Annotated in this window: 24 protein-coding genes and 1 pseudogene; 7 read left to right on the forward strand and 18 right to left on the reverse strand. The window is 69.4% G+C overall.

Features of this window, described 5'->3' with window-relative positions; translation table 11 throughout:
- Positions 1-308: 308 nt before the first annotated feature.
- Positions 309-557: a DUF2630 family protein gene (locus tag DQ384_RS04030; RefSeq protein WP_114027300.1), complete on the reverse strand. Its 249-nt coding sequence runs from the start codon at positions 555-557 to the stop codon at positions 309-311.
- Between the two features lie 440 nt (positions 558-997).
- Here DQ384_RS04030 and leuA point away from each other — a divergent pair, with 440 nt between their 5' ends.
- Positions 998-2713 carry a 2-isopropylmalate synthase gene (gene leuA, locus DQ384_RS04035; protein WP_114027501.1) on the forward strand — a complete coding sequence of 572 codons (1716 nt, stop codon included), beginning with the start codon at positions 998-1000 and terminating at the stop codon, positions 2711-2713.
- 45 nt (positions 2714-2758) lie between these two features.
- Here the strand turns inward: leuA and DQ384_RS04040 are convergent, their stop codons facing one another.
- The 7 genes from DQ384_RS04040 to DQ384_RS04070 form a co-directional block, all read right to left on the reverse strand.
- Positions 2759-3052: a hypothetical protein gene (locus DQ384_RS04040; RefSeq protein ID WP_114027301.1), complete on the reverse strand. Its 294-nt coding sequence runs from the start codon at positions 3050-3052 to the stop codon at positions 2759-2761.
- 587 nt (positions 3053-3639) lie between these two features.
- A complete protein-coding gene (locus DQ384_RS04045) occupies positions 3640-4347 on the reverse strand; it encodes a vWA domain-containing protein (protein ID WP_114027302.1) in 708 nt (235 codons plus the stop codon).
- A gap of 56 nt (positions 4348-4403) precedes the next feature.
- Complete coding sequence (locus DQ384_RS04050) at positions 4404-5393, reverse strand: protein kinase domain-containing protein (protein ID WP_114027303.1); 990 nt, start codon at positions 5391-5393, stop codon at positions 4404-4406.
- Complete coding sequence (locus DQ384_RS04055; protein ID WP_220182763.1) at positions 5390-6619, reverse strand: protein phosphatase 2C domain-containing protein; 1230 nt, start codon at positions 6617-6619, stop codon at positions 5390-5392. The genes DQ384_RS04050 and DQ384_RS04055 overlap by 4 nt, the downstream gene beginning before the upstream one ends.
- Before the next feature lie 212 nt (positions 6620-6831).
- Positions 6832-7545 carry a TetR/AcrR family transcriptional regulator gene (locus DQ384_RS04060; protein WP_114027503.1) on the reverse strand — a complete coding sequence of 238 codons (714 nt, stop codon included), beginning with the start codon at positions 7543-7545 and terminating at the stop codon, positions 6832-6834.
- A 45-nt stretch (positions 7546-7590) separates the two neighbouring features.
- The gene (locus DQ384_RS04065; RefSeq protein ID WP_114027304.1) at positions 7591-7806 is read right to left on the reverse strand and encodes a DUF397 domain-containing protein; all 216 of its coding nucleotides are present in this window, start codon (positions 7804-7806) and stop codon (positions 7591-7593) included.
- On the reverse strand, positions 7794-8621 hold the full coding sequence (locus DQ384_RS04070) for a helix-turn-helix domain-containing protein (protein ID WP_114027305.1): 828 nt from the start codon (positions 8619-8621) through the stop codon (positions 7794-7796). The genes DQ384_RS04065 and DQ384_RS04070 overlap by 13 nt, the downstream gene beginning before the upstream one ends.
- Before the next feature lie 151 nt (positions 8622-8772).
- Between DQ384_RS04070 and DQ384_RS04075 the strand changes: the two genes are divergently transcribed.
- The gene (locus tag DQ384_RS04075; RefSeq protein WP_181871012.1) at positions 8773-9213 is read left to right on the forward strand and encodes an ATP-binding protein; all 441 of its coding nucleotides are present in this window, start codon (positions 8773-8775) and stop codon (positions 9211-9213) included.
- A gap of 382 nt (positions 9214-9595) precedes the next feature.
- Here DQ384_RS04075 and DQ384_RS04080 read toward each other — a convergent pair whose 3' ends face one another.
- The 7 genes and pseudogenes from DQ384_RS04080 to DQ384_RS04105 all read right to left on the reverse strand — a co-directional run bounded on the left by DQ384_RS04080 (position 9596) and on the right by DQ384_RS04105 (position 13971).
- Positions 9596-10165: a hypothetical protein gene (locus DQ384_RS04080; protein ID WP_181871013.1), complete on the reverse strand. Its 570-nt coding sequence runs from the start codon at positions 10163-10165 to the stop codon at positions 9596-9598.
- Positions 10104-10373 carry a hypothetical protein gene (locus DQ384_RS40950; RefSeq protein ID WP_181871014.1) on the reverse strand — a complete coding sequence of 90 codons (270 nt, stop codon included), beginning with the start codon at positions 10371-10373 and terminating at the stop codon, positions 10104-10106. The genes DQ384_RS04080 and DQ384_RS40950 overlap by 62 nt, the downstream gene beginning before the upstream one ends.
- Positions 10366-10599, reverse strand: a complete 234-nt coding sequence (locus DQ384_RS04085; RefSeq protein ID WP_114027308.1) for a hypothetical protein — start codon at positions 10597-10599, stop codon at positions 10366-10368. The genes DQ384_RS40950 and DQ384_RS04085 overlap by 8 nt, the downstream gene beginning before the upstream one ends.
- Before the next feature lie 49 nt (positions 10600-10648).
- Positions 10649-10981 carry a hypothetical protein gene (locus tag DQ384_RS40250; protein WP_181871015.1) on the reverse strand — a complete coding sequence of 111 codons (333 nt, stop codon included), beginning with the start codon at positions 10979-10981 and terminating at the stop codon, positions 10649-10651.
- A 118-nt stretch (positions 10982-11099) separates the two neighbouring features.
- Positions 11100-11833 (reverse strand): annotated as a pseudogene (locus DQ384_RS04095) (transposase family protein).
- A gap of 173 nt (positions 11834-12006) precedes the next feature.
- Positions 12007-12438 carry a hypothetical protein gene (locus DQ384_RS04100; RefSeq protein ID WP_114027309.1) on the reverse strand — a complete coding sequence of 144 codons (432 nt, stop codon included), beginning with the start codon at positions 12436-12438 and terminating at the stop codon, positions 12007-12009.
- Between the two features lie 9 nt (positions 12439-12447).
- Positions 12448-13971 carry an RHS repeat domain-containing protein gene (locus DQ384_RS04105; protein ID WP_114027310.1) on the reverse strand — a complete coding sequence of 508 codons (1524 nt, stop codon included), beginning with the start codon at positions 13969-13971 and terminating at the stop codon, positions 12448-12450.
- Between the two features lie 13 nt (positions 13972-13984).
- Between DQ384_RS04105 and DQ384_RS43530 the strand changes: the two genes are divergently transcribed.
- Positions 13985-14107 (forward strand): hypothetical protein, encoded by a 123-nt coding sequence (locus DQ384_RS43530; protein ID WP_281273999.1) that lies wholly within the window; start codon positions 13985-13987, stop codon positions 14105-14107.
- Positions 14108-14371: 264 nt separating this feature from the next.
- Here the strand turns inward: DQ384_RS43530 and DQ384_RS04110 are convergent, their stop codons facing one another.
- The 3 genes from DQ384_RS04110 to DQ384_RS04120 form a co-directional block, all read right to left on the reverse strand.
- Positions 14372-15172 (reverse strand): alpha/beta fold hydrolase, encoded by an 801-nt coding sequence (locus DQ384_RS04110; protein ID WP_114027311.1) that lies wholly within the window; start codon positions 15170-15172, stop codon positions 14372-14374.
- 237 nt (positions 15173-15409) lie between these two features.
- Positions 15410-16309 (reverse strand): 1,4-dihydroxy-2-naphthoyl-CoA synthase, encoded by a 900-nt coding sequence (locus tag DQ384_RS04115; RefSeq protein ID WP_425451415.1) that lies wholly within the window; start codon positions 16307-16309, stop codon positions 15410-15412.
- A 96-nt stretch (positions 16310-16405) separates the two neighbouring features.
- Positions 16406-17206, reverse strand: coding sequence for a helix-turn-helix transcriptional regulator (locus DQ384_RS04120; protein WP_114027313.1), 801 nt, complete (start codon positions 17204-17206; stop codon positions 16406-16408).
- A gap of 535 nt (positions 17207-17741) precedes the next feature.
- On the opposite strand from DQ384_RS04120, the gene DQ384_RS04125 reads away from it, so the two are divergent.
- The 4 genes from DQ384_RS04125 to DQ384_RS42065 all read left to right on the forward strand — a co-directional run bounded on the left by DQ384_RS04125 (position 17742) and on the right by DQ384_RS42065 (position 21948).
- Positions 17742-18566: an SAM-dependent methyltransferase gene (locus tag DQ384_RS04125; protein WP_181871016.1), complete on the forward strand. Its 825-nt coding sequence runs from the start codon at positions 17742-17744 to the stop codon at positions 18564-18566.
- A 335-nt stretch (positions 18567-18901) separates the two neighbouring features.
- On the forward strand, positions 18902-19846 hold the full coding sequence (locus DQ384_RS04130; RefSeq protein WP_181871017.1) for a TolB family protein: 945 nt from the start codon (positions 18902-18904) through the stop codon (positions 19844-19846).
- Between the two features lie 454 nt (positions 19847-20300).
- On the forward strand, positions 20301-20717 hold the full coding sequence (locus DQ384_RS04135) for a hypothetical protein (RefSeq protein WP_114027316.1): 417 nt from the start codon (positions 20301-20303) through the stop codon (positions 20715-20717).
- A 202-nt stretch (positions 20718-20919) separates the two neighbouring features.
- Positions 20920-21948: a Gfo/Idh/MocA family protein gene (locus DQ384_RS42065; RefSeq protein ID WP_245966236.1), complete on the forward strand. Its 1029-nt coding sequence runs from the start codon at positions 20920-20922 to the stop codon at positions 21946-21948.
- Positions 21949-22020: the final 72 nt, after the last annotated feature.

Here is a 22020-nt window from a genome sequence, read left to right on the forward strand (position 1 = left end):
CGGTACAGCGCGGGATGTCGCGCCGTTTTCACCGGTTTCAGTGGGGCCGGTACCCGTTTCAGTGGGGCCGGTGCCCGGCCGGGCCGCGTGGGTCGTCCGCACGCCGCACCCCCCGCCGTCGTCCGCTCGCCGAGCCGCTGCTCGTCGTACCTTCGATTACAGCGGGCCGACCGGACGAAACGACGAAACGCCCGGCAAAGACACAAAAGGGGACGGCCAGGCTTTCTTTCCGAAAACCTGGCCGTCGCCGCCGTGTGAGAGCCGCCGCCGCTTGAGAGCCGCCGTGTGAGGGCCGCCGCGGCGCGGCACTACTGCTGGTAGTCCTCGACCTCGTTGACCGGACGCGGGCTGGCGAAGTCCGGATCCTCGCCGAACTCCCGGCGGGCCTTGCGCTGCCGCAGAAGGTCCCAGCACTGGTCGAGCGCGTCTTCCAGCTCCTTGATGCGCGCCCTCTCGTCCTGTGCGCCGACCTCGCCCGTGCCGGCCGCCCGGTCGCGCAGGTCGTGCTCCTCCGCGATGAGGTCCTTGATCTTCGCGAGGATCTCGCCGTCCTGCATGTCCTACCTCCTCGATGTTCATTGGGAGCTTACGGCGTGGAGGGTGGCAGGATGGGGCGAGGGCCGCGTTCCCCCTCTTCCACCTGCGGCGTTCACGGACGGTGATCCGGAGTTCGTGATCTCGCCGGGGGCCGCCGGGCGGGCGTAGGGGTGGCTGGGGGCGCCACCCCAGGTTCGGGCGGCCCGGTCACGGCGGGATCCTGGCGTCTGGTACGGTCTGGTCTATGCTGCGCGGGCTGCTTCTTAGCCGCCGCGGCGAGGGCCTGTAAGAGGCCGGCTCCCTCGCCGCGGTGCGAGTCATGCGCGTCGGCCGTCCGAGGACGAACTCCGGGTGGCGACCCCAATCCCCGTGATCTTCAGCGATCCGCGGGTGATCACATGTCAGGTTCATCGCCTTGACGCGCGCCGCCCCCGGTCCCGACACCGATCAGGAGCACGCCATGTATCCCCGGCAACAGCCCAGCCCCATGCCCTTCCAGCGCTACCAACCCTTCGCCCCCGTACGCCTGGACGACCGCACCTGGCCCGGCAAGGTCATCGACCGCGCCCCGCAGTGGTGCGCGGTCGATCTGCGCGACGGCAACCAGGCGCTGATCGACCCGATGGACTCCCACCGCAAGCTCCAGATGTTCGAGCTGCTGGTCCGCATGGGCTTCAAGGAGATCGAGGTCGGCTTCCCCGCCGCCTCCCAGACCGACTTCGACTTCGTCCGGCAGATCATCGACGAGGGCCGCGTCCCCGACGACGTCGTCATCCAGGTGCTGACCCAGGCCCGCCCGGAGCTGATCGAGCGCACCTTCGAGTCGCTGCGCGGCGCCAGGCAGGCCATCGTGCACCTGTACAACTCGACCTCGACCCTGCAGCGCCGCGTCGTCTTCGGGCAGGACAAGGACGGCATCACCGCGATCGCGGTCGAGGGCGCCAAGCTGTGCAAGAAGCTCGCCGGCCAGATGACCGGCACCGAGATCTACTTCCAGTACTCCCCGGAGTCGTTCACCGGCACCGAGCTGCAGTACGCCGTCGAGGTCTGTGACGCCGTCACCGACGTGTGGCAGCCCACCCCGGACCGCAAGGTCATCATCAACCTGCCGGCCACGGTCGAGATGGCCACCCCCAACGTCTACGCCGACCAGATCGAGTGGATGAGCCGCAACCTGGCCCGCCGCGAGTCGATCGTCCTGTCCCTGCACCCCCACAACGACCGCGGCACCGCCGTCGCCGCCGCCGAGCTCGGCTACCAGGCCGGCGCCGACCGCATCGAGGGCTGCCTGTTCGGCAACGGCGAGCGCACCGGCAACGTCTGCCTGGTCACGCTGGGCATGAACCTCTTCTCCCAGGGCATCGACCCGCAGGTCGACTTCGGCGACATCGACGAGATCCGCCGCGTCGTCGAGTACTGCAACCAGCTCCCCGTGCACCCCCGCCACCCCTACGGCGGCGAGCTGGTCTACACCGCCTTCTCCGGCTCCCACCAGGACGCCATCAAGAAGGGCCTGGAGGCCCTGGAGCGCGACGCCGTGGCGGCGGGCGTCCCCGTCGACGCCTACCCGTGGGCCGTGCCGTACCTGCCCATCGACCCCAAGGACGTCGGGCGCACCTACGAGGCCGTCATCCGCGTCAACAGCCAGTCCGGCAAGGGCGGCGTCGCCTACATCATGAAGGCCGAGTACGGCTTCGACCTGCCGCGACGGCTGCAGATCGAGTTCTCCGGCGTCATCCAGGCCCGCACCGACGCCCAGGGCGGCGAGGTCACCCCCGCCGAGATGTGGGAGGTCTTCAACGACGAGTTCCTCCCCAACCCGGTCAAGCCGTGGGGCCGCTTCGCGCTCCTCGCCCACCGCAACGTCTCGCAGGTCGACGAGAAGGACGCGATCAGCGCCGACATCCGCGTCGACGGCGAGATCCGCGAGGTCGAGGGCGTCGGCAACGGCCCCATCTCGGCCTTCGTGGACGCCCTCGGCAGCGTCGGCGTCGAGGTCCGCGTCCTGGACTACACCGAGCACGCCATGAGCGCCGGCACCGACGCCCGCGCCGCCGCGTACGTCGAGTGCCAGGTGGGCGACCGCGTCCTGTGGGGCATCGGCGTGGACGGCAACACCGTCACCGCGTCCCTGAAGGCCATCCTCTCCGCCGTGAACCGCGCCTCCCGCGCCTGACCCGGCTTCTGGCCACCGGCGGTCGTCGGACCGCCGGTGACCACGTCAGCGCATGGCGACCAGGGCGAGGACGAACATGAGCACGATGCCGCCGGCCGTGCAGACCAGGAGCGCGATCAGGCAGCCGGCGAAGGTCGATCCGGCGCCGGAGGCGCTCCTGCCGTACGGCCGGGGCGGGTGCGCCGGCATGCCCGGCGGGCGGTACGGCGCCGCGTGGCCGGACGGGGGCCCGTACGGGCCGGGCATCGGCGCGACGGTGCCGTGCGCCGGGCCGCCGTGGGGCGGCATGCCGTCGGGCGTGAGATAGGACGGCCAGGTGGCCGACGGCGGGTACCCCATGCCGACCGCCCCGGTGGCCGGAGGGCGGAAGGCACCCGTGGCACCGGGCGGCGGCCCACCCGGATACGGGAACGCACCGCCCGCGCGCGGAGGCGTACCCGGAGGCGGGACGCCGACGTCTCTCAGCCGGGCGGCCGGCTCGCCCGGGCGCACGCCCCTGTGCGGTGGCGGGCCTGTGCGCGACGCGGGACCGCCCGGCATCGCCCCGCCCCCCAGTGGTCCAGGCCCCGGCATGGGCGGGACGGGCCTTGTCGGAGGTCCGGGGTGCGGTGCCTGGCCGTTGCCGGGGACCGGGCCGGGGAGGCCGGGAGCGGGGTCCGGAAGGCCGGTGGCGGGGTTCGGGAGCACGCGGCCCTCGTCGCACACCATGCACCGCGCCCGTTGCGCGTCGTTGAAGGTGTCGCAGGCCGCGCACTGCCATGTAGCACCCGCCATGGCACCCCCTACCCGATATGTCCCGAGCCGGTTCGGCGCGTCCGCCCCCCCGGCGTGACCGTCCTGACCGCCCGCTCCGGCGCGGCTCGGGACGCGCTTCGCCTGGCCGTCCCTCACGCTACGTCGTCCGTGACGGGCGCGGGGAGCGGCTCTCAGAGGCTGTGGACGATTGTGTTGATAATTTCATCCATTTCGACGTCCTGGAGCCCTTCGCCCGCCTTGGAGGGGAACTGCATGGTCAGGCTCCACTCGTCAGTGATGCTGGTCCACGGTTCGACGTCCGGGGCGAACAGCACGAGGCGCTTGGCGGAGTGCTCCATGACGGCCGTCGCGCTGCTCGCGTACCCCCACTCCTCGAACAACTCGTCCATGGTGCGCGGCAGGTGCATGGGGTAGGTGTGCGCGGCCATCGCCTCGGGCATGCCGATCGGGTGCGCGGGGGCGTCGGTGAACAGCACGATGACGTGACGCCGCCGGTCCAGGCCCTTCTCCCAGGGCGCGTTGATGGCCAGCGCCAGCGCCTCCAGCCCCGACTCGGGGAAGTCGCCGCCGCCGGTCGCCTCCAGGCGGCGCATGAACCGCTCGAACTCGCCCGCCTGGCCGGGGAACAGGAAGAAGTCGCTCTCCTCGATGGCGTCCTCGGCCCGGTCGGCGAAGTCGCGGAACCCGATGACCTTCAGCCTGAGCTGGCTGATCGCCTTGCCCGCCCGCGTCATGACCGCTTCGAGGCGTTCGTGGAACGACAGGGCGCTCTCTTTCACGGTGTCCAGCACCGGGCTCATGCTCTCGGTCACGTCGATGCACAGCACGATGTCGACCGCGTACCGCAGGTTCCCGGTGTGCTGCTGGCCGGTTGTCATTGCCGGTTCGTCCCTTCCGATGTGGTCGCGGGCCCGCCACGGGGACGGGCCAGGGGTCAGCGACGGCCGTCGCCGAGGTTGATGCGCACGCGCGACCCCGGCCGCGGCGCCGGGGGAGGCACGGCGTCCGTACGCCCCTCGGGGGGACGCGCGTGCAGGACGCACGCCTCCGGATCGCCCAGCGTAGCCAGGAACGCGGCGATCGGCGGCCGGGCGGCGGGATCGAGGGACGTCATCGCCTCCAGCAGCCCCCGCACGCGCGGCGCGAGCCGTTCGTCCACGCGCAGGCGCTCGCCCGCCATCACCGCGTCGGCGGGCGAGTCGTACCGGTCGTCGAAGCCGGGGATCGTGCCGGTCAGGTAGCGGTGCGCCATCAGTCCGAGGGCGAACACGTCCACCGACGTGGTCAGGTGCCCGGGCCGCGCGTCCGGGTCGCCCTGGACGTACCGCCGCCATTCGGGCGCCCCGTACACCGAGTCGCCAGTGATCATCTCGGGTCCCGGGGGATGGCCGGAAACATACGAGTCGTCGAAGTCGATGAGCTTGGCCGTATGGAACGCGTGTGGGCCCTTCTGCTGGATCAGCACGTTCGACGGCTTCAGGTCGCCGTGGACGACCCCGATGCCGTGCAGCAGGCCGACGCTCAGGCCGAGCGTCTTCAGCAGCACCGACTTGTCACGCGGGGGAAGCGCGTGCGGCGCGTTCAGAGGGGAGGGGGTGATGCGCTCGGTCACCTTGTAGTACGTCGTGCCCTCGTGGAAGAAGTCCACCGCCAGGACGAGGTTGCCCGCCCCGGTCACGTCGTGCGCAAGGCGGCTCATGATGTCCCGCTGCCGCCGCTCGAACTCGGCGCACTCGCGCAGCCGCGCCGCCTTGCTCGCCGCCGACGCGGTCGACCCCTCCTTGGGGCGCTTCGGCTCCAGGAAGCGCTTGATGAAGTAGTGACGCCCCCCTCGCACCGCGAAGGCCCACACGCACTTACCGCCGCCGTCGTTGGTCGGCTCGGACACGATGTGGTAGCCCCTGATCACCGCGCCGAGCTTCATCGTCCCTCCTCCAGCGACGGCATGAGCAGTTCGTAACCCTCCCGGTAGTCCCGCCAGGCCCGCTCGCGCCACCGTCGGCGCGCGGCGGGGTCGTCGTCCTCCGCCCCGGCGGCGTACCGTCCCTCCAGCTCGCGCAGACGGTCGCCGAAGCGTTCCCGCAGCTCGCCGAGGCCGGAGAACCCGAAGGCGGCCAGGCACAGCGACGCGTCGTCGCCCGTGTACCCCGACACGCGCGCGGCAAGCCGCGCGGCCCAGTCGCCTTCGTCCTCGGACTCCATGAGCGTGCCGAGCAGGTGACGCTCGAAGTCGGACGGCGTGTCGACGTACCCGAAGCAGCCGTCAGTGGCGCAGACGAGCACGCAGGGCCCGTCCAGCGAGACGGCGTGGGACTCGACGGTGAAGTCCCGGTCCGCGCACAGCATGTTCGTCAGCGGCGGGTCCTGCACGAGCTGTTCCAGCGCGTCGGTCTCCACGGTGTGGTCCCGGGTGAGCGCCTGAAGTCCTCCGCCGGGCGTCAGCGCGTACGCCCGCGAGTCGCCCGCCCACAGCGCCTCGCACTCCACCCGCCCGTCCTCGACCCGGTAGCGGACGGCGGCCATGGTGGAGGGCAGCATCCGGCGCATCGACCCGAGGATCCTGCTGGGCACGCGCGGACGCGCGCGCGCGAGCTCGGCGGCCAGGCTGCTGCGCAGCGACTCGACCTCGAACGGCTTGCGGTCCTCAAGGCGCTCCAGGAACCACCCCTCGACGCACCGCCGCGCCGTCCGCGACCCGACCCAGGCGCCGGTACGCGGAACGCCCGTCCGTGAGACGGCCACGATCGACGCCCCCGCGCCGCCCGCGCCGTCGAAGACCCCGACGACGCCCTCCCGCGTCGGCCCGTGGTGCACCAGCAACGGCTCGGCATCCTCCCCGAGGCCCACTCGCCGCTCACTCCACATCCCGAGCGCCATCCACCCCCGCCCCATGTGATGCCACACGACCGCCCCACCCGGCACCGCCGTCCGCGGCACCTCCGCACGCGGGGCGTCGCGTGCCACGTCCATGTCCCGGTCCTTGTCCGCGTCCTTGTCCGCGTCCGGGTCCTTGTCCGCGTCCTGGACGTTCTTCGCGTCCGGGGTGGTGTCCGTGTCTCGGGCGTTCTTCGCGTCCGGGGCGGTGTGCGCGTCGAGGGCATTCTCCGCGTCCGGGGCCCTGTCCGCGTTCTCGGCCGCGGCGTCGCTCATAGCCCTCCTCCGTTCCGCGGTAACGCATCCCGTGGGGCCCGCGCCAGGCCCGCCCCGCGAGGGCCGTCCGCGAACCCGGAAACGCGTCACGCGAGCCGGTTGCCCGCATTTCTCCCCGTGAGCGCATCGTATGGGGTGACGGCAACGGAGCGGCGGCATGTGGCCATATCGCCATATCGGAGCCGCGCGACCACCGCCGGAAGGCGCGCCGCCTACCGAGGGGCGGGGGTGAGGCCGAGCAGGTGAGCCTGCGCCAGCGCGTTGTAGTCGAAGGTCGCGGCCCGGTCTTCGATGACGTTCTTGTACATGCCGAACAGCTCAAAGCTGATCGTCCCGTAGACGGACGTCCACGCCATCAGCGCCTGAAGGATCACATCATGCGAAAGCGGGGCGAACAGCGTCTCGCGCAGCCGCTCCGCGTCCTGCGCGAAGGAGGGCGGGACGGGCGGGAGGCCGGCGGTGCGCGGGGTGAGCTTCCCGGCCCCCTCGGCGTCCCGCAAGATGGCCGCCATCACGAACGCGTCACGGGCGGCGGGCGCGACCGTGTCCTGCGGGGCGACGTAGCCCGGCACGGGCGAGCCGTGGATCAGCGCGTACTCGTGCGGATTCGCCAGCGCCCACGCCCGGATCGCCCGGCAGATCGCCATCCACCGATCGAGGTACCGGTCTCGTGGACAGGCCGCGTCGGCAGCCTCGGCGGCCTCGCCCACGGCGTTGAACGCCTCGATGATCAGCGCGGTGAGCAGCTCGTCGCGGCTCGGGAAGTAGCGGTAGATCGCCGAGGACACCATGCCCAGCTCGCGCGCGACGGCCCGCAGCGACAACCCCGTGGCCCCGTCGACGGCGAGCTGCCGCCGCGCCACGTCCTTGATCTCGCCGATGAGCTCGGCCCGAACCCGCTCCCGCGCAGTACGACTGGCGTTCATCTTCCCGACCATACCAGAGCACCGACCCCAACAAAGAGCACTGCTCTAACAGCCGATCCGCCGCACTTTGAGCCCGCCGACGAACGCCCGCCACTCAGCCGCCGGAAAAACCAGAACAGGCTGCGCGACCTGCTTACTGTCACGAACCCCGCGTCGCCCACCGCCCAGCTCCGCCACTTCAACGCAGTTGCCGCCATCGGGACCCGACCAACTGGACTTGCGCCACTCGGCCGTTTCCCGATCACAGGTCAGCTTTTCCATCGCCGTACGGCCTCCTTGATCAGCTCCAAGGATTCGCGTTGAGGGAGTGCCTCAGAGCGAATCCCGTCATATCTGAATCTTAGGGTTCTGATGTCTTCCGCTCGCTCCGTCACGCGGCCGAGAATTCCCGCCGACTCCACGTACGCCGTATCGGCGACGCCGTCCGCCTGCGCGATGACGAACCCGCCCGCGAGTCCGGTGGTGGAAAAGGCTTTGTAGGGCAGGACCTGGATCGTGACGCTTGAGGACTTGGCGGCCTCCAGTAGGTGATCGAGCTGCGCCGCCATCACGGCGACGGTGCCGACCGGACGGTGGAGAACGGCTTCGTCGAGCACGAACCAGAGAAGAGGAGGCTTGGGGCGTCTGAGAATCGACTGGCGTTCCATTCGGGCCACCACTTGTTCTTCGACCTGCTCTGTGGTGACTCCCACGTCGCCGCTCAGTATCGCCCTGGCGTAGTCCTCCGTCTGGAGCAGGCCAGGAATCATCAACGGCTCCCACGTGCTGAGTGCCTCTGCGGTGGCTTCGACGTCTAGCCAAGGGCGGAACCAGAGGGGAGCGGACGAGCGGTTGACCATCGGCCAGAGGCGCATCAAGGCGCCGCCCGCCTCGAGTGCTTCGTCGCAGTGGCGGGCGAACGCTTCCGACGGTGAGCGCTTGGCTGTTTCGATCATGCTTATCGTGCCGACCGAGTAAGGCACCGCTCGTGCCAGCCGCAGCTGGGACCAGCGTCGCTCCTTCCGGAGTTTGCGCAGCTCAAAGCCGAATAGGGCCGTCGGGGACTCGGAGGGGTAGAGCTCGCTTTCCTTTGGCATGCCAGGCTCCAGGGGTTCTTCCTCAGCTTTTCACCGGGGGGTTTCAGCTGAAGCGTTGATGACTCGTTGAAGTCGATCAGCAACAGAATGTAGCCGAAGTTCGAGATGGTTGGAAGGCGGTCGAGAACTAATCCTGGGAGCGGGTGAAAAGTTGAAGCGGGCAAGCGCGCAGTCGAGGGTCCTTGGAACGACGGGTCTGGCCGGCGTCCGAGAGTCCGTCTCACACGCACGAACCGAGGTACGCCGATGGCTAGGCGAGTCGCATCCTGCGGTTGACGATGCGGTGCTGGCCACGTCCGAACTCGTGACCAACGCGATCATCCACTCCGGGTGCGGGGCGGACGGCTACATCGGGCTGACGGTCATCGAGCAGGACGGAGCCATCCGTATAGAAGTGAACGATCCGGGTTCGACTGTATCGGCGCCTGAGGTCCGCAAAGACCCCGACGCCGAGAGCGGGCGCGGCCTACTGATCGTCCGTGAACTTTCCCACGACTGGGGCAGTTGCGACGATGGCCCCGGACTGGGCCGGACGGTCTGGTGTGCCATCCGCTTCACCCCGTCCAGCGCCTCGGGCTCGCTGTCGCCGTGACGAGGCGCGTCTCAGGCTTGCTTGTCGGTGCCTCTCCCGGCGGTGCGCCCCTTGAGGTTCGGCGGGTGCTTCCGCAGATAGTAGGGGGCAAAACGAGGGATTTTCCCTATTTCCACTGGGTGCGGGGGGATATCCGTGAGAAGCTGTTCCGCCTCTACTATCACCGGAGCACCCCGAAGCTCCGGTCGGAACCTTCCCCTATGCTCCGGCCGGCCCGCCCCCGATGAGACTAACCCCCAGCCTCATCGGGGGCCCTCCGTCTCGCCGAGGCTCAGACGGGTTGTCATAGGGAGCTCCGTGTCTTGAACAAGGCTGAGCGAAGCCTCGGCTGCCGCAACGAATGGCACTAGTGGCTTTGCCCGGCACCCGGCGATCTTCGACCTCACTGACCTTCGTGCGAGAGCGAGAGCGAGATCGACCACACATCGCCGTATCCTGGGCGCTCTCCCGTGCGATCGGCCTCTTCGTCCGCGACTACGACTATCTCGGTCCCCGTCTGGTCGACCTGGAGGACCCGAAAGCCCGCGTGCGGATCTTCCCAATCGATGTGGGTGGTGTAGCCCTGGGCGGCCAGTGCGGGGGCCAGGCTCTCGTAGCGCACAAATGGGGCGAACGAGCCGTACTTCTCGCGCAGGGCGGCGGGCACCGTGTCGTCCCCCTGGCAGGCGAGCCGATGGACCTGGATACTGATCACCCGGCACGTCCATCCGTGGTCGTGCTCGAAGCCGAACTCCACCAGTCCGTAGTCCCGCCGCAGGGTGCCCCGGCCGGGGTCGTCCAGGAAATCCGGGCCGAGGATGCGTTCCACGTCCTCGACCCGCGAACCGATCCCCAGGCCCAGCACGGTGCCGGTCGTGAGCGCCGTCGCATAGAACGCCGACTCGGTCACTTCATCTTCTCCAGTCTTGATCAGAAAGTGCATTTCGGCGGCGCGATTCTTGTTCATGCCCATCTGGCCGCTGTTCATCACCGTCGAGGAACTCGGTAAGGTATCCCGCACCGTCCCAGGCAGACACGATCACGGTTTCGATCCGTGCGCGCAAGCCGTCATCGACAGCCTCCACGGCGAAAACGACCTCGAACTCATCGGTCCGCGACCAGTCGAAGAACCAGATAGAGACCGCTGGCGACCCCGACCAAGAAACGATGTCACTACTCACCAACAAAGCCACACCCGGGCGAGGGAGGCGGCCCACACGTGTGCCTTTCCAGTGACCGGTACTGGTCGGTGCGGCAGGTCAGCACGACGGCGGCCTTGCTGCGGCCGTCTTGGTAGGCGTTCAGCGCGCGCAGCGGCCGCCCGGCCCGGGAGTCATAGCCCAGCGCGTCTTGGGGATCCATCTCGTCCACCCCGTCGATGACCGGGATCACCAGACGCGCCTGCACCAGAGCCTGCGCGGTGATGTCCGTGCACCCTCACCAGGTGGCGCATCAGTCAGACCTCCACCGCACCGGCGGTGGGCAGCTCGGTGTCCAGCGTGGCCGCGGAGATGCGTACCGGCACCGTCTGGACCTCGGCATGGTCGTGGGCGCGGCGTCGGGCGCCGTCTTGGATGGTGTCCCGGGCGCGGTCCTCGAGCAGGCCGAGGATCAGCTCGACCGCCAGCACGGTCTTACCGGCGCCGGGAGCTCCGGTGATGACCAGGCGACGCGGAGACAATTGCTGGTAGTAGTCGACCACCTGGCCGAGCTGGCCTTGGCGCGCGCCCCGGCCACCCCGCGTCCCGACCCGGCCGGGTGCCCGGGTCGGCTGGAGGGTGAAGGACACATCGATGACGGTATCGTCATCGCCGAGCAGCCGGCCCCGACGCCCGCTGGATAACCGGCCAGAACATCCACGCAACGGGCGGCCTAGCCTGATCCCCGCCTCAGTACCGTGAGCCTTTTCATCCTGCTTGGGCTTCTCGGTTGTGAAGGACATGGATGGCTTTGGCGAGATGGCCGGCCCGGCTGGGGCTGCAGCGTAGTTTCCGGAGGATTCGCCAGGTCTTGAGCTGGGCATTCGCTCGTTCGCCAGGTCCTCTCAGCGCGGCGTGGGATCGGTTCGCGATCTTCCGGGACTCCGGCTTGCCCTTGCCTTTGTAGGGGGTCGGCACATGGTCACCGGCGCCTTGGTAGCCCTTATCGGCCAAGACGGTGAGCCCCGCCTTGGCCGAAGCTCGCACGATGCCCTGCAGGCGGGCTGCGGTGAGGTCGTGAGCGGATCCGGGCGTCGGTCCCGATACCCATAAGATCGTGCCGTCCGGGCTGGAGATGAGCTGCAGGTTCATCCCGTGGATCTTGTGTTTCCCCGAGTAGTACGGCCGGTCGGCCTTGACGCGGTCGATCGCGATGAGGGTGCCGTCCAGCACCACGTACGGCTCGGTGTTCTTGGCCTTCTTCAGAGCCTGGCCGAGCTTGGGGGATCGCGCGGACGGGAGTTTCACGGTCTCCTCGATGTAGCGCCACGCAGTCGTGGTCGACACCGCGAACCCGGCCGCGATCTCGGCGAAGGTGTCGCCTTTGCGCAGGTGGACCAGCACGAGCAGGGCTTGGCGGCCTGGGTTGAGGAGTCGCCATGTCGATCCGATGCTCTTGCGGTGCCGGCGGATCACCCCGGCGACGTAGTTCAGCGCGACAAAGCGACCGCAGCACGGTAGAAAAGCTTCTGAAGCCCTTGGTGGGGATGGTTGTTCTTGGTCTTTCAACTCATCTACCAGGGGCTTCGCTACGTCCGGAGCCAGACGCTCAACCTGCGATCATGCTGTGACCAGCCAGCTCTCAGACCGGGATGAAAAAGGCTCCGTGGAACCGTCAGGGGCTTTCGACCAGCACTTTCTGCCTGACCAGGGGCCCATAGCTATGACCGAAAGTATCGACCCGCCTCCTCAACTCCTTCAAGAACATCATCTCGAAACTCTCGTCCACGATCTCGGAGCCCATCGCGAGAATCCGCTCGAAGGCCTGCATCAGTTTCCGCAGGATCGGCAGGTCTCCGGCCTCCAGGGCGGGAAGGAAAAGAGCCTCCCAAATATGGAGAAAGTACATGTAAGGGTTGTCCTGCGGCACAGGAACGGGCGACCCGCCTGGCTCAACCCCTTCGAGCGCGTTGATGGCGGCGCGTGCCTCCGGGACCTCCTCCCACAGGATGTCCCGGACACCCAGTGAGTAGTCATAGGCGGGATCCGGCTTCCACTTCCTTGCGAGATCGACCAGTGAGGGAGCCCGCCTACGTTTCCAGATCATGAACTGATCTTACACCACCTGCGGATTATGGTCTCCCAAAGGCTCGCCACACTCGTCCTGGAAAGCACATCTCCAGAAGTCGATCCACGGTCCGAGTTCACCCAGGAAGCTGAACAACTTGCCCATGCCGCCCAGCACTCGTAGAAAACCGCTGGCGCGGGAGCCGCCGCTCGACACATGACGCGGCTTGCTGAACTTGTTCTTGGCCTCAAACTTCTCTCCAGTGATATCCCTGACCGCGTACCCGTTCTTCCCGATCGCGTTCCTTAACGCGTCGAACAGCTGGTTCCATCTTCCCGGGCTGGCCTTCAGGTACGCTATCACTTTTCCAGTGACATCCGGGGTGTTCAGCGCGTCCCAGATCTCCTTGAACTCTTGTCTCGCTATTTCGCGGTCGGCGGCGGACAGAGTTATCTTGCCATCGGCATCTTCCTGCAACAAATTGGCCAGGCCCGCCAGGGAATCCGCCGCCTTGTTCACATGGTACTTACCTCCAACGGGGTCGCCGGTGGCCAGTTCCTCCTTGAGAGCGTCCGCCACCTTTCCGTCGCCGACGACCGCCCTCTTGGGATTATCCGTCTCGTAGATGCCGTCAAGTAGACCCTTCAGCCGGGGGTTGCTCACCTTCGGCGGGGCCTTGGGTTTGTTCGCAAGCCAGTTCTTCCCGTCGTAATGATGCGTCGCCCTGAACCTTCTACACTCACTCGGACTCATCTGCTGGCAGGGGTCCGGAGCCAGCCCGGTGGGGTCGGAAAGCCCAATGGGATTGTCGGCGGCATAACTGTACGCGTTGGCCGCCTGCGGGTCGGTGTCGTTCAGCAGTGGATCCGTGGAGATGAATCGCCCGATCGACGGGTCGTAATACCTTGCCGACAGTTGGACGAGCCCGGTCGAGGCGTCCTCGGTCTTCCCGAGAAAGCCGCGATCCGTGAAGGCAAGGTCGTCGGCTCCCCTTCGCCCACCGAAGGGAAGGTAACGTTCCCGGGCCGCATGACCGGTGACGTCGTTGACCGCCAATTGCTCCGATCCATGCAGGCCGGACGCGAGCCACGTGACGCCGCCTTCACCGACCCGGATGGCGACGACGGCGCCGTCCGGAGCCGAGTAGTAGCGCTTGCCGAGAAGCTGGCCTTCCGCCAACTCGAGCTCCATGGAGCCGAGGTACAACGTCGTCCTGCCGTTCGGCTCATGGCGGATGAGGCGTTCGCCGTCGGCGTCGTACACCATCGTGGTGTCCTTGCCGTCGACGCTGGCCTTGGTCAGCTCGCCGAGTTCGTTCCAGTCAAAGGTGGCGGCCTTGCCCGCTACCGTGCGCGCGGTGAGCCGACCGACGTTGTCGTAGGCATAGGTGTCGATGCCGGCAGGCCGGTCGATGGAGGTGACCGCGCTCGGCCGGACAGACGCGGCGCCGGGGGCCGGATAGTGATAGGTGGCGGTCTGGTCCTTGTCGATCAGAGTCGTGATGTTGCCGACGGCGTCATAGCCGTACTGCTGCTTGTACGGGTCGACGCCCAGCCCGTCAGCGCCGGACACGCCGGATGCGCAGGTGGAAGCCGTGGTGGTCCAGGCCGACGCGAGCCTGCGCAGCCCGTCGTACGTGAAACATTCCGACTGGCCGGGCGTGCCGCCCGGGATCGCGGACGCCGCGTCCAGGATCCGGGTGATCTGACCGGAGGCGTCGTAGGAGTACCGATCGTCCTGCTCAAGGCGCGGGGTGGCCGTGTCGGCCTTGGACGTGGTCGTGATCTGCGAGAGCCACCCCGTGGTGCGCCATGACGGTGTCCGCGGTCGTCCGCCGCCTCACGGGCCGGGGCGGTACGGCTGCCGCCGCAGCGGCCGGGCGGTGCCCCGTCCTGCGGGGGGCGGAGATGGGTCAGGACGGCGTGGCGGGACGGGCCAGGACGTGTGGCGGCGGGAAGGCGCGGTGGAGTGGTCAGGAGGTCGTGGGGGAGGGGATGGTGGTGGAGAGGAAGTCCAGTAGGACGTGGTTGACCTCGGCCGGGTGGGTTAGGGCCGGGGTGTGGGCGGCGCCGGGGATGACGGTGACCGGGGTGGCAGCGGGCAGGCGGGCCGCGAGCAGGTCCATGCGGTCTCTCGGGAGGGAGCGGTCCTCGGAGCCCCAGATCAGCAGGGCGGGGCAGGTGATCTCCGCCAGGCGGCCGCTGACGTCGTCGCGTTCGAGCAGGCACTCGGCGGCGGCTCCGAGCGGCAGCGGGCCCTGCTTCCACCGCTCGCGCCACTCGGCGGCGCGCGGGTCGTCGCCGATGATCTGCTGGGAGAGCGGGCCGGTCAGGTCGTCGATCGGGCCGTGCTCGGCGAGGGCGGCGAACATCTGGCCGTAGCCGATCTTGTCCCCGGGGTCGCACGGGGTGGCCTCGGTGTCGCTCAGGACGAGCGCGTCCACCCGCTCGGGCGCCAGCAGCGCGACGCGCAGGGCGGTGAACCCGCCCTGGGAGATGCCGCCGACCGTGGCGCTCGCCAGCCCGAGGTGGTCCATCAGCGCGAGGACGTCGCGCGCCTGGTCCCAGTACGTGTAGGGCTCGACGTCGTCGGGGGTGCCGCCGTGGCCCCGGGCGTCCCAGCGGATCACCCTCCAGTGGGGGAGCAGCGCCTCGGCCTGGGCGTCGAAGACGGAGTGGTCGGTGAAGAAGCCGTGGCCGAGGATGACGGGACGCCCGTCGCCGCCTGCGTCGGCGTAGTTGAGGTGCCGGCCGTTAACGAACGCGGTGGCCAAGATGACTCCTTGTGAAGGTGGTGATCCAACGCCTCCCGCGGCGCAGATGGTCGGCGTGGGGTGGGACTTCGGCGGTACTGGGATGCCAACCTTCGGGTGTACGGGCGCGCGTGGAGGACCGCCGCACACCAGGTCAGTAGATGGAGGTAGAAGTCAGGGACGATGGGCGAATCAGCAGCGACCGGGCGGCTCAGGAGAAGTGACTCAGGAGGAGCCGGGTGCCCCACGAGAGGTGACTCAGTAGAAGTAGGGGTACGGCTCCCAGTTCGGCGGGCGCTTCTGCAGGAACGCGTCCCTGCCCTCGACCGCCTCGTCCGTCATGTACGCCAGGCGCGTGGCCTCGCCGGCGAACACCTGCTGGCCCATCAGCCCGTCGTCGACCAGGTTGAAGGCGTACTTGAGCATCCGCTGCGCCTGCGGGGACTTGCCGATGATCTTCCAGCCCCATTCGAGGGCGGTCGCCTCCAGTTCGGCGTGCGGCACGACGCGGTTGACCGCGCCCATCGCGTGCATCTCGGCCGCCGTGAAGTCCTCGCCGAGGAAGAAGATCTCTCGCGCGAACTTCTGGCCGACCATGCGGGCGAGGTAGGCGGAGCCGTAGCCGGCGTCGAACGAGCCGACGTCGGCGTCCGTCTGCTTGAAGCGGGCGTGCTCGGCCGAGGCCAGCGTCAGATCGCACACGACGTGCAGCGAGTGCCCGCCGCCCGCGGCCCACCCGGGCACCACGGCGATCACGACCTTCGGCATGGTGCGGATCAGCCGCTGCACCTCCAGGATGTGCAGCCGACCGGCCCGCGCCGGGTCGATGGTGTCGGAGGTCTCACCGCTCGCGTACTGGTAGCCGGACCGCCCGCGGATGCGCTGGTCGCCGCCGGAGCAGAACGCCCAGCCGCCGTCCTTGGGGGAGGGGCCGTTGCCGGTGATGAGCACGCACCCCACGTCGGAGCTCATCCGCGCGTGGTCGAGCGCCCGGTACAGCTCGTCGACGGTGTGCGGCCTGAAGGCGTTGCGGACCTCCGGCCGGTCGAAGGCGATGCGCGCGACGCGCTTGCCGGAGCGGGTCTCGGTCGACCGGTGGTAGGTGATATCAGTGAAGTCGAAGCCCTTCACCTCGCCCCAGGCGGTGGAGTCGAACAGCTCGGAAACGTTGACGTCTGACACATTGGCAGAATAGTCATTTCTGATCTGGCCGACCAAATCGCGTCTTCAACGCTATCGGCGGGACGCCGTGACTTAATCCGTGTCCTCGTGACGCGACCCGATGTAGAGCTGTATGCCGCACGTCGGGTCGGGGTGACGGTAGACGTTCGCGAGAAGCGTCAGCTCCCGGCCGGTGTCGAGGTCGCGCACGCGCATGTACGGTGTGTGCCTGCCCATGAGGATCTCCTGCCGCCGCCACATCGTGACGAAATCCGGATACTCGGACAGTTCCTCCAGCAGGTTCAGGAACGACGGGTCCTCGGCGCGCTGCACCATGTGGGTGCGTAACCAGGCGACGGTCAGCCGGGCCTCGACCTCCCACTCGATCATGATTTTTCGGGACTCGGGGATCGCGAAGAACCAGATCAGGACATTGCCGACCTCGTCCAGCCGCCGGTAGAGGCGGTTGTACTCGCCGTTGCCGTGCAGCACCCACCACGCGTCGTCGACCCAGCCCGCGAGGTTCGGGTACAGCGCGTCGATGTGCTTGCGCTCCTCGGGGGTGACCTCGGGGCGGGGCGGCGGCGGGGACGGCGGGGAGTGGGACGGCTTGGCCTGGGCGTAGGCGACCAGGTCGTGCATGTGCTTGCGGACGACGCCGTTGACCTCCAGCGCGGTGGCCAGCTGGTCCACCACTTCGGGGGAGGGGCGGATATTGCGTTCCTGTTCCAGTTTGGTCAGGTAGCTCTGGCTGATGCCCGTGGCGACGGCCAGCTTTTCGCGGCTGAGCGGCTTTCGGGCGGCCGGTGGCCCGGGCGAGAACCCGGGGGCGGTGGTGGACGACCTCAGGTGCCGGACGTATTCGCCAAAAGAAGGGGGGTGAACTGTGCTCATGCCGACATATCGTATATATGGATGCTTGCGGGTGCGAAACGTGATAAACGCCGCCATGGCGGCGTCCGGCCGCGACGCCGTCCGTTCCGCTTACGCGACACGCCCGGCTTCCGATGGCATTGGATTATCCCAAGCCGAACGGTATTCGATAACGCGGAGTAATCGCGCTTGTCGTGAGACCCCGCCGACCTTATGAGTCGTCCATCACGGTGCGCAGTCACTTCCCATGTCAGGGGTAGCCCTGCCAAGGGTAGCACCGAGCTTCCTACTTGTCGGGGCAATCAACGACTGGTGAAGATGCGAGTATTGCCGGAGATTTGTGAGCCCGCCGCGTTCGGACTCCTGAACGCCGCTGCCCGGCGGGCGCATGGCGCCTCGGCGTGAGACTCGTTTGCGGCGTCTCGCGGGCTTCGGTTCGCGAACGCCAATTCACCGACCTTCAACCCTGGCTTTATTCCAGCCAAGGGACATCCGTAACCGCAGAGCGCGAGGGAGGGCCGTCACAGGTGACCGATACGGACCATGCGGGGCCGCCATGATCGACCGGTACCTGACCGCCTCCCGATTCCTGCCGTCGTCACGGCAGGAGGAGCTCGACGCCGTGAAGGCGAACGCCGACCGGCCGTCCATCGCGAGGATCCATAACTGTCTGCTCGGCGGAAAGGACAATTACTCCGGCGACAGGGACGCCGCCGAGCGGATCCTGAAGGCGCTTCCCGGCGCCGGCAGGCTGATGAAGGACAATCGGGCCTTCGTCCTGCGCGCCGCCCGCTTCTGCGCGTCCGCGGTGGACCAGATCGTCGACCTGGCCCCGGGCATGCCGGGGGAGCAGAACGTGGACGAGGTGGCCCGCGAGGTCAACCCGGCCATCACGGTGGTGGGCGTCGACGACGACCCGGTGGTGCTGGCCCACAGCCGGGCGCGGCGGCCGGGCGCGGACTTCCTCTGGGGGGACGTACGCGCGCCCGAGCGGGTGATCCACGACCTGGAGCCGTTCGTCGACTTCGACCGGCCGGTCGCGCTGATGGCGACGACACTGCTGCAGTTCGTCACCGGGGACCCGCGGCCCATCCTGCGCGCCTTCCGCGAACGGATGGCCCCCGGCAGCCTTCTGGTCATCTCCCACGGCACCGGGGACGGGGTGACTCCCGATGCCTTGGAGGAGTTCCTGGCGGTATACGCGGAGGTGTCCTCTCCGGCCGTGTTGCGCACGGTCGCGGAGATATCGGCCCTGTTCGAGGGGCTGAAGCTTCTGTACCCGGGGGTCGTGGACGTCCAGGAATGGTGGCCGGACGGCATCGCCGAGCCGGTGCCCGGCGGTCGCATGCTCGGCGGGGTGGGCAGAGTGCCCAGCATGTGAGGCCGGCGGGCCCGTGCTCCGTACGGGCCCGCCGGCGTGGGGGACTCGGGTCCGCCGGCTCCTGGCGCGGGGGCCGGGAGCCGGCGGCGTCGAGCGACGAGCCGCGTCGTGAGCGCTTCTGTGACGGCGGGCCCGGGCGCGCCCCGCGCATCCTCGCCGGTGTCGGCGGCCCGGTGCCGTGCGGGCGGCAGCACACCCCGAGCGCACATCATGGCGGAACGGGCACGGCTCGTCCGGTGAGATCATGCTCGGCGGGAACGCCCGGCGCGCGCGGTGAACTATGCGGGCGGCGGCGGCGTCCAAAACAGAGCACGCACCAATGGACGGAGATCCCTGTGAAACTTCGCGCACCGGCCACCGCGCTCCTCGCGGGCGTGGTGACCTGGGCCCTGACCTTCCCTGCCGCCGCCGCCACGAACGGCGTCACCACGCGGGTCGCCGACGCGTCCACGAGGGGAACCGTCCTCGCGCGCCCGCTCACCGGCGCGGCGGTCTACTACGAATACAACCGCGGCGTGCGCATCGACCGCTACCAGCCCGGCAAGGGCTTCGCCCGCATCGGCGCCCCGTCGGACAACTTGCAGTTCTCCGCCTCCCCGGACGGCAAGAAGGTGGCGTGGATCACCACGCGCGGCGAGCTGAAGGTGGGCTGGGGCAGCAAGGTGACCACGGTCGCCAAGGGCCTCCCCGCCGGGATCCCCTGCCTCACTCCGACGTGGTCGCCCGACTCGCGGCAGGTCGCCTACGTGGGCGGGAGCAGGACGGACCTGTCACCCGTGGGCGTCGTCAACCTCGACGGCACCGGCAGGCGCGCGGCGGGCAGGACCGTCGGCGTCTGCCACCTCGCCTGGTCGGGCGACGGGCGCTACCTCGCGGGCTACGCGGGCACGGCCGACGCCGTCTACAAGCTGGACGTCAAGACCGGCAAGTCGGTCAAGGCCAAGGGCGTCACCTTCCCGACCCACGTGCAGAGCCTGTCGCCCGACGGGCGCAACGTGATCGTGAACATGGTCCGCAAGGGCGAGCCCACGGGGGACGGCGGCTGGCCAAGCCTGTTCACGCCGACCATCGTGGACACGGTGACGGGCAAGAAGGTGCCGATCCCGGTCAAGGGGCGGCTCGTGGGCGCGTTCTACCTCGCCGACGGGCGTCTGGTCGTCCGCGTCGCCGGGGCCGCGTACAACAGCCTGGTCGTGCTGGACGGCACCGGCCGCAGGCTCCAGACCATCGCCGAGCCCGCCAAGGCCAGGCAGCTCGGCCTGCTGCAGATCATCCCCTGACCCGGGCGCACCGGCCTCGCCGGCGCGGCCGTGAGGAGCCGCGCCGGGGCGGTGCCGTACGGCGGCGGACGTTCGCGAGTCCTCGGGGCCGTGCCGGACGGCCGCCAGGTGGCGTGGGCCCGGGTCGCGTGGGGACGCGGCCCGGCTGACCTCCTCGCCACGGGCGAGCATCACGACGCCGCACGCCATCGCCGTGATGGCGGTCAGGGGAAGGACGAGCGCCCCGAAACGGACCCCCTCGCCGAGTACGGTCAGCCCGATCGAGATCGCGGCCATCGGGTTGGCCATGGTCTGGACCGCCAGGGGCAGCGCCAGGCCGAAGCCCCGATAGGACGCCTGGGACAGCGCCATCCCCGCCAGCGCGAAGCAGCCGACCAGCCCGCCCACCAGCGGAATCGTCCAGCCACTGACCGCGAACACCGCGGGGACCAGCGCGGACGCGGTGCCGAAGGTGATGCCCGCGCCGGCGGCCAGGGACAGCGATCGGACGCCGGGGGCGCGCGCGGCGGCGACGGCGAGAAGCGCGGCGGTCGCGGCCCCGCTTCCCATGCCGATCAGCACCACCTGGTCGGCTCCGATGGCGGGAGGGCCGTCGGCCGGGAGCATCAGCGACACCAGCCCGGCCAGCGCGACCACGATGACAGCGGCCCCGGCCCATTCGGAACGGGAGGTCGCCTCCCGCCGCATCGGCAGCGCGAAGACCAGCGTCAGCGCGCCCAGCGGCTGGACGATCGTCACCGGGCCGAACCTCAGCGCGGCGACGTGCAGGGCCGCTCCGGCGAGGTTCAGCCCCACCGCCCCCGACCACCCGAGCGGGCCCGCCGTGGGCGCGAGGGCGATGCGCCGCTGCGCGACCGCCCCGAGCGCGTAGCACACCGACGATGCCGCGCACAGAGCCAGGGCGAGCACCGTGTCGTTCATGGTTCAAGATTCACCGATGTCACCCGCCGTGACGTCCCCCCTGGGGATGGTCCTCGCCTACCACGGGTGCAGCAGGGGTCCGGCCCCGCTACCGCCCCCGCCTCGTTGACCTGGCCGGAACGGGCGAGGGCCCCGGCCGTAGTCTCTCGGGCATGAGAACGACGCGGGTGGCGATGATCGGGCTTGGGGACATCGCGCGGAAGGCGTATCTACCGGTGCTGGCGGCGACGCCGGGGCTGGACGTGCTGCTCTGCACGCGGGACCGCGAGACGCTGGACCGGCTGGGGGACGCCTACCGGATCGCGGCGCGGTGCGCCTCGGTGGCGGAGGTCGTCGCGGCCGGGGTGGAGGCGGCGTTCGTGCACGCGGCCACCGAGGCGCACGTCCAGATCGTGGAGTCGCTGCTGCGCGCCGGGGTGCACGTGTACGTCGACAAGCCGCTCGCCGACAACCTGCCCGAGGCCGAGAGGCTCGTCCGGCTGGCGGGGGAGTGCGGGCGGTCGCTGATGGTGGGGTTCAACCGCAGGTACGCGCCGGGGTACGCCGCGCTGCGCGCGCTGCCGCGCGACCTGGTCGTCATGCAGAAGAACCGCGCCGGCCTGCCGGACACGCCCCGGCGGGTCGTCTTCGACGACTTCATTCACGTGGTGGACACACTGCTGTTTCTCGCGCCGGGCGATATTTCGGATGTGACGGTGGACGTCCGTGTCCGGGAGGGGGACGGGCTGCTGGAGCACGTGGTGCTGCGCCTCTCCGGGCACCGGCCCCCGGCCGAGCCTTCCGGAGCGGGGTCCTTGGGGGCGGCGGCATCGGCCCCGGGGCCCTTGGGAGCGGCGGCTTCGGGCGCGGGGACTTCCGGAGCGTGGGCCTCCGGAGGCGGGGCGGGGGCGTTCACGGCGATCGGGATCATGAGCAGGGTCAGCGGCGGCACCGAGGAGACCTGCGAGGTGATCGGGGGCGGCGTCAAGCGCCGGGTCGTCAACCTCGGCGACGTGGTGGACCACGCGGAGGGCGAGACGGTCACCCGGCGCGGCGACTGGGTGCCGGTCGCGCGGCAGCGGGGCATCGAGCAACTCTGCGACGCGTTCCTCGCGTCCGTGCGCGGCGGGCGCGTCATCTCGGCGGAGGACGCCCTGCCGACCCACGCCCTGTGCGAGCGGATCGTCGCCGCGGCCGGCTGAGGCGCGGTGAGACGTACGCGTGCCCCTGGGCGGGCTGGCCGAACGGCGAAGGAGGTCGCACGGACCGGGGAC

Origin of the sequence: Sphaerisporangium album (assembly GCF_003323745.1) — a bacterium.
In the GTDB taxonomy this organism is placed as follows: domain Bacteria; phylum Actinomycetota; class Actinomycetes; order Streptosporangiales; family Streptosporangiaceae; genus Sphaerisporangium; species Sphaerisporangium album.

Bases quoted from the DNA above. Each gene is read 5' to 3' on its own strand.
- DQ384_RS04030 (WP_114027300.1), bottom strand. From the start codon at position 557: ATGCAGGACGGCGAGATCCTCGCGAAGATCAAGGACCTCATCGCGGAG.
- leuA (WP_114027501.1), top strand. From the start codon at position 998: ATGTATCCCCGGCAACAGCCCAGCCCCATGCCCTTCCAGCGCTACCAA.
- DQ384_RS04040 (WP_114027301.1), bottom strand. From the start codon at position 3,052: ATGGGGTACCCGCCGTCGGCCACCTGGCCGTCCTATCTCACGCCCGAC.
- DQ384_RS04045 (WP_114027302.1), bottom strand. From the start codon at position 4,347: ATGACAACCGGCCAGCAGCACACCGGGAACCTGCGGTACGCGGTCGAC.
- DQ384_RS04050 (WP_114027303.1), bottom strand. From the start codon at position 5,393: ATGAAGCTCGGCGCGGTGATCAGGGGCTACCACATCGTGTCCGAGCCG.
- DQ384_RS04055 (WP_220182763.1), bottom strand. From the start codon at position 6,619: ATGAGCGACGCCGCGGCCGAGAACGCGGACAGGGCCCCGGACGCGGAG.
- DQ384_RS04060 (WP_114027503.1), bottom strand. From the start codon at position 7,545: ATGAACGCCAGTCGTACTGCGCGGGAGCGGGTTCGGGCCGAGCTCATC.
- DQ384_RS04065 (WP_114027304.1), bottom strand. From the start codon at position 7,806: ATGGAAAAGCTGACCTGTGATCGGGAAACGGCCGAGTGGCGCAAGTCC.
- DQ384_RS04070 (WP_114027305.1), bottom strand. From the start codon at position 8,621: ATGCCAAAGGAAAGCGAGCTCTACCCCTCCGAGTCCCCGACGGCCCTA.
- DQ384_RS04080 (WP_181871013.1), bottom strand. From the start codon at position 10,165: ATGGGCATGAACAAGAATCGCGCCGCCGAAATGCACTTTCTGATCAAG.
- DQ384_RS04100 (WP_114027309.1), bottom strand. From the start codon at position 12,438: ATGATCTGGAAACGTAGGCGGGCTCCCTCACTGGTCGATCTCGCAAGG.
- DQ384_RS04120 (WP_114027313.1), bottom strand. From the start codon at position 17,206: ATGAGCACAGTTCACCCCCCTTCTTTTGGCGAATACGTCCGGCACCTG.
- DQ384_RS04125 (WP_181871016.1), top strand. From the start codon at position 17,742: ATGATCGACCGGTACCTGACCGCCTCCCGATTCCTGCCGTCGTCACGG.
- DQ384_RS04135 (WP_114027316.1), top strand. From the start codon at position 20,301: ATGCCCGCGCCGGCGGCCAGGGACAGCGATCGGACGCCGGGGGCGCGC.
- DQ384_RS42065 (WP_245966236.1), top strand. From the start codon at position 20,920: ATGAGAACGACGCGGGTGGCGATGATCGGGCTTGGGGACATCGCGCGG.